5 protein-coding genes are annotated in these 5,995 nt (G+C 64.2%); 2 read left to right on the forward strand and 3 right to left on the reverse strand.

Annotated features, from left to right (window positions below):
• Window positions 1–1,484 (forward strand): bifunctional diguanylate cyclase/phosphodiesterase (locus DBR12_RS04520; protein WP_146185470.1); only part of this gene is annotated, 1,484 nt, incomplete at its 5' end.
• Between the two features lie 1,213 nt (window positions 1,485–2,697).
• Here DBR12_RS04520 and DBR12_RS04525 read toward each other — a convergent pair.
• Window positions 2,698–3,249 carry a Spy/CpxP family protein refolding chaperone gene (locus tag DBR12_RS04525; protein ID WP_108616155.1) on the reverse strand — a complete coding sequence of 184 codons (552 nt, stop codon included), beginning with the start codon at window positions 3,247–3,249 and terminating at the stop codon, window positions 2,698–2,700.
• 355 nt (window positions 3,250–3,604) lie between these two features.
• Here DBR12_RS04525 and DBR12_RS04530 point away from each other — a divergent pair, with 355 nt between their 5' ends.
• The gene (locus DBR12_RS04530) at window positions 3,605–4,678 is read left to right on the forward strand and encodes a recombination-associated protein RdgC (RefSeq protein ID WP_108616156.1); all 1,074 of its coding nucleotides are present in this window, start codon (window positions 3,605–3,607) and stop codon (window positions 4,676–4,678) included.
• Between the two features lie 51 nt (window positions 4,679–4,729).
• Here the strand turns inward: DBR12_RS04530 and DBR12_RS04535 are convergent, their stop codons facing one another.
• Window positions 4,730–5,479: a gamma-glutamylcyclotransferase gene (locus DBR12_RS04535; protein WP_108616157.1), complete on the reverse strand. Its 750-nt coding sequence runs from the start codon at window positions 5,477–5,479 to the stop codon at window positions 4,730–4,732.
• 16 nt (window positions 5,480–5,495) lie between these two features.
• Window positions 5,496–5,995: pirin family protein (locus DBR12_RS04540; RefSeq protein WP_199226629.1), on the reverse strand; the 500-nt coding region annotated here is incomplete at its 5' end.

Consider the following 5,995-nt stretch of genomic DNA (forward strand, 5'->3'; position numbering starts at 1 on the left):
AAGGTGAATGGACGGGCGAGCTTGTGCAGCGCCACCGCAACGGCGACACCATTGAGGTGGAGGGCCGCTGGACGCTGGTGCGCGGCGAAGACGGCAGCCCGCAGTCCATCCTGGCCATCAACACCGACATCAGTCAGCGCAAGGCCAACGAGCGCGAGATCCAGCGCCTGGCTTTCTACGACGCACTCACCGGCCTGCCCAACCGCATGCTGCTCATGGACCGCATGCACCAGGCCCTGGCCACCGCACAGCGGCGCCAGCAGGGCGGGGCGCTGCTGTTCATCGACCTGGACAACTTCAAGCAGCTCAACGACACCCTGGGCCATGACCAGGGCGACCTGCTGCTGCAGCAGGTGGCGCAGCGCCTGAACACCTGCGTGCGTGCGGTGGACACCGTGGCGCGCCTGGGGGGCGACGAGTTTGTGGTGATGCTCGAAGAACTCAGCCCCAAGCCCCACGAACTCGCCATGTACGCCCGCAGTGTGGGCGAAAAGATCCTGACCATGCTGGCCGTGCCCTATGCGCTGGCGGGCTACCAGTACCGCAGCACACCCAGCATCGGCATTGCGCCCTTCACCGGGGAGTTCACGGGCGAGCTAGCCAGTGTGGGCGAGCTGCTCAAGCAGGCCGACCTGGCCATGTACCAGGCCAAGACAGCCGGCCGCAACACACTGCGTTTTTTTGATCCCGACATGCAGGCCGTGGTCACAGCCCGCGCCGCACTGGAGGCCGACCTGCGCTCGGCCCTGGCGCAGGACGAATTTTTGCTGCACTTTCAGCCGCAGATGCGCCACACCGGCCAGTGTGTGGGGGTGGAGGCGCTGGTGCGCTGGGCCCATCCGCAGCGCGGCATGGTCTCGCCCGCGCAGTTCATCCCGCTGGCCGAAGAAACCGGGCTCATCCTGCCCCTGGGCCGCTGGGTGCTGCACAACGCCTGCCAACAGTTGGCCAGCTGGCAGAAAGACCCGGCCCTGGCCCACCTGACCATGGCCGTGAACGTGAGTTCGCGCCAGTTCCGCCACGCCAGTTTTGTGGACGACGTGGCCCGGGTGCTGGCCATCACGGGCGCGCCGTCGGGCCAGCTCAAGCTGGAGCTGACCGAAAGTGTGCTGGTGGAGGACATGGAAACCACCATCGCCACCATGGAGGCGCTGCGCAGCTACGGCGTGGGCTTCTCGCTGGACGACTTTGGCACGGGCTATTCCAGCCTGAGCTATCTCAAGCGCATGCCACTCGACCAGCTCAAGATCGACCAGAGTTTTGTGCGCGACCTGCTCACCGACCCCAACGACGCCGCGATTGTGGACACCATCATCGGCCTGTCGCGCAGCCTGGGCCTGGAAGTGATCGCCGAAGGCGTGGAAAGCACCGAGCAGCGCGAGCTGCTGGCCCGCGCAGGCTGCCAGCTCTACCAGGGCTACCTGTTCAGCCGCCCCCTGTCGGTGGACCTCCTGGACGCCTTCCTGCGCACTCCGGCTGCGTAGGCAGCCTGCCCCCTGGGCAGTTTCCTCACTTTTTCCTTTTCAGAAACTGGATAAAACCACAGCTTTGGCTGTGGTTTTTTGCTTTCTGAACGCACCTAGGAGTCTGCGCGGCAGAAGGCATCGAAGCGAAACGCGCGAAATCCGACGATCGCGTGGTGCTGCCGACAAGCCCAGGGTGGCCCCCTGGGCGCAGGAGGTAGTACCACGCGAGACCGGTTTATCGCACGTTGCAGCCGATGCTCCTTCTGCCGCGCAGACTCCAATGCCATTGCCAGACCGACAGCCGACCATCCATGCGCTGCGAAACCCCTGGAATGGGAACTGCACAGCACCTCCCCGGCGGCTCGGGAGTTGTTCCCTGTCTTTCTTCTTATATCTTTTATAAATACATAGTCGTAGTAGTAAGGGGCGGCCCTTGCTGTGGACAACTGGTTTTTCTGCAGCCTGGGCAGGCACTTAGCCGCACGCCAACCCTGTGCACCGATCCCTGCTCCCGCTGTCGCGACAACGGGGACAAAAACCAGCCGTCGCCTTTTTCTGTGGATAACCCGGCGCTTGTGCCAGAACTATCCCCAGTTTTACGCACCGCGCGTCAGCAAGGCAAAAATTGCATTCAAAAATGCCTTTTCCGCTCAATGGATAAGCATTTATAGCTATTAAATTTATAGCAAATCAGGGATTTCTGTGTCACCAGACACCCTGCATTCCCCCGCGCCAGGCACCCGCCTGTCCTGTCTGGCCCCGATCGATCGGATCGCCGCGCGGGACCCCTCCTCTTTTTTTGTCACCAGCCCGGCGGGACACAGTCGCCTTCTTGTGTGCAAGGATGCCCGAGGCTCCCCGGAGTTGGGGTTCTGGTTATTCTTTGATAGCTCTATATATAAATAGCAGTAGTAGTAGAGTCAGCCCGTTTCTGTGGACAAGCACTTTTTCTTGAATGCTGGCGCGGGTTTGCGTTGCGGCAAAGTCTGTGCGGCGGGCTGCACAAAGCGCGGGGCCCAGGTACAACAACTTTGTGGCAGCGGTTGTTCGTGTGGATAACTGCCCGGTTGTGCCAGAACTCTTCCCAGACTTATCCACAATCCGGGGCGCTGGCCCTGATTTTTTGGGCTAGTGGGGTGTGGGGGGCTTCCGTTGGACGCAAAAAAAGCCCGGCGTCCGTAGAAGGACGCAGGGCGGATGGGGATGCGGCCGTTGGCCGCTGGTTCTGGGCTTACTGGGCAGGTGCCGGGCCGGGCTTGCCGCCTGCGCCACCGTGGTGGCGTTCACCGGGGCCTCCGTGACCACCTCCATGGTGGCGGCCTTCGCCGCCCTTCATTGCGCCCATGCGGTGTCCGCGATGCGCCTGGGCGTCAAAGGTCTTTTGCTGCTCGGGTGTCAGTGCGGCGTAGAAGGTCTTGGTGGCCTCGCCCCGGCGGTCAGCCTCGGCGGCATGCTGGGCACGCAGGGCCCGCATGCGGTCGATGCGCTCGGGGGTAGTGAGCTTGTCCATGTCCTTGTGGTCCAGGCGGGCGGGGCGCTCGCCGGGCTGCAGGGCGGCGGTAAAGGCCGTCCATGCCGGTTCCTGGGCGGCGCTTAGCTTGAGCTGCGCCTTGAGGTCGGCCAGGTGCTTGGCGTGGCGCTGGGCGTGGTCGCCGTGCTGGCGCTCCACGGTCTTGGCCGGGGCGGCAGGGGGTGTGGCAGGTGGTTGCTGCGCCAGAACGGGCAGGGTGATGGCCGCCAGCAGGGCAGCGGCAGCAAAGCGGTGTTGGAAGGTGGATGCCATGACGGGGTGTCCTTTCACAGGGGGGGTGGCTCGCTGCAACGACCGTTTCAGCGATTGATGGTCAGTGTCTGCCCCGCATGTATCGCCACCGTGCGTGTTGGATGAGGCTGTGTAAAGTTGTGACAAGAAGCTCCATCCATGGGCGGCCTTTTTCCATGAGCCATCATGGTCAAATTGCTGCCCTCCGCGCTATGGATAAGTCTTTTTAGCTATTGAATTAATAGCGTTTGACGAACGTCAAGCCACCGTCCCCCCAGGCGGGCGACAGGGCCGGGGTGGCGAGCGCCGACAATGGCGGGTTCCGAGCCCGTTTGCTTGTTTTTTATTCACCAACGCCCCCAACAAAAGGTTTTCCGTGTTCAAGAACATGATCGTGTACCGCATTGCTCCGCAATGGCAGGTGGAGTTGACGCAGGTCGAAGAGGCGCTGGCCAAGGCGCCCTTCATGGAGTGTGGTGCCACGCAGGAAAAGTCCCTGGGCTGGGTGCCGCCGCGTGGTGATGCCCATGGCCCGCTGGCCGAGTCGGTCGGGGGCCAGTGGATCCTGCGCTTCATGGTCGAATCCAAGGTACTGCCCGGCAGCGTGCTGGCGCGCAAGGTCAAGGAAAAGGCCGAACGCATCGAGCAGGAAACCGGCCGCAAGCCCGGCAAGAAGGAAAGCAAGGAGCTGAAAGACGAGGCCAAGCTCGACCTGCTGCCCATGGCCTTCACCAAGCAGGGTTCGATGTGGGTGTGGATCGACACCGCATCGCGCCTTCTGGTGCTGGACACCTCGAGCCAGGGCCGCGCCGACGAAGTGGTCACGCTGCTGGTCGAGTCCCTGCCCGGCCTGTCGGTCTCGCTCATCAACACCCAGACCAGCCCGCAGGCCGCCATGGCGCACTGGCTCAAGGAACAGGAGCCGCCCGTGGGCTTCACGGTGGACCGTGAATGCGAACTCAAAAGCGCCAACGAGGAAAAAGCCGTGGTGCGCTACGCCCGCCACCCGCTGGACATCGAAGAGGTGCAGGCGCACATCGACGCGGGCAAACTGCCCACCAAGCTCGCCCTCACCTGGGACGACCGCGTGAGCTTCATGCTCACCGAAGGCCTGCAGATCAAGAAGGTGTCGTTCCTGGACACGGTGTTTGAAGGTACCAAGGCCGACGACGGCGGTTTTGACACCGACGTGGCGATTGCCACGGGCGAGCTGGTGAAGCTGATTCCCGACCTGATTGAAGCGCTGGGCGGCGAGGCGGAGAGTGGTGTGGCCAGTGCGGCCGATGCAGTGGCAGCTGCTGCCACTGCTGCGGTTCCAGCCACGGCTGCGCCACGGGTTTCGGCACCTTCTGCGCCCACGGCACCCGCACGCAAATCAGCCGGCGGCGGCGTGGTGACCGGGCCCCGGGAGGCCCCGGTGGATACGGACCCGGGGGCGGCGCCGTTTTGAGTTGAACAAGCTCGCGTCAAGGTATGCCCTGCAGGCACTCAGGTGCAGGGTTCAAAGGGCGTCGCTGCAGGCCACAGACTGCACAAGCACCGCCAGCTGGTGCACATACCCATCCCCGATCCCCAGCACCTCACACTGCTGCACCAGCTGTTCCAGATAGTCCCTGTTGCTGCCGATGCGCCCGCAGGCCTTTGCAATGGTCGCTGCGGTGGCTTGCATCGACAGGTCGCCCCGGTAGTGGATGTGGGTGGTGTTGGCTATCAGCACTAGCGCCTGCACTTCGCCTTGGGGTGTTGGCAGTGCAAGCAGTTGCGGGCAGTAGGCGCCGGTGATCATCTCGCGGCGCCAGAGCAGGCGGGATTCGGTATCGACCAGTCGCGCGGGAATCCTGAATGCCAGGCCTTCACAGGTCTGGCTGGCGTCCGGCTCCAGCGTCAGCACCAGCCCGGGGCAGTCGGGTGTGCCCCGGCCAATGGTGGTGCCCAGGGCGAAACGGCGGCCATGCCCGGGCAGGCGGGCCCGGCGCACTTCATCAAAGTGAAAACCTGGGTTCCACATCAGCGAACCATAGGCAAATACCCACAGGTCGAGCGATTGCGCGGTGATGGTGGCGAGCACTTCGCGGCGCGAGCGTTCCACCTCGCTGTCGGGCAGGCGCCAGTGGGCCGGCAGGCCCTGGCTTTGGGCCTGGGCGTCCCATTCGGCCAGTACCTCATCGGTCAGGCGCAGGCCTGAAGCGTGGGCCGGGGTGAGCCGGCCTTGCAGCTCGGGCAGGTGGCGGAATGCGTTGGGGTGGGGCATGGTGGCGGGTTGCAGCTTACCGGCGGGCCAGGTCGAACACCAGCACGTCGGCGCCGGTGCCGTGGTGCAGGGTCAGCTGGTCTTCATCCTCCAGCAGCGCGCCGTCGCCTGCCGCCAGTGGCACGCCATTGACCTGCACGGTGCCTTGTGCCACATGCACATACGCCAGGCGCTGGGGGTCGAGCGCCTGTGTGGCTGTTTCGGCATCACCGTCGAACAGGCCTGCCCAGAGGGTGGCGTCGGCATTCATGCTGAGCGAGCCGTCCAGCCCCTTGCGCGAGGCCATGCGCACCAAGCGGCCCCGGCGGTCTGCGGCCGGGAAGTGCTTGTGCTCGTAGCTGGGGCGGATGCCGGTGAACAAGGGTTTGAACCAGATCTGCAGAAAGTGGGTGTCCTGGTCCTGCAGCGCGTTGAATTCGCTGTGCTGCACACCCCAGCCTGCGCTCATGCGCTGCACATCGCCGGGGCGCAGGATGCCGGTGGGGGCGGGCGAAGGGGTGGCGCTGTCTGTATGGC

This window comes from Acidovorax sp. HMWF029 (genome assembly GCF_003060895.1).
Classification (GTDB): domain Bacteria; phylum Pseudomonadota; class Gammaproteobacteria; order Burkholderiales; family Burkholderiaceae_C; genus Acidovorax.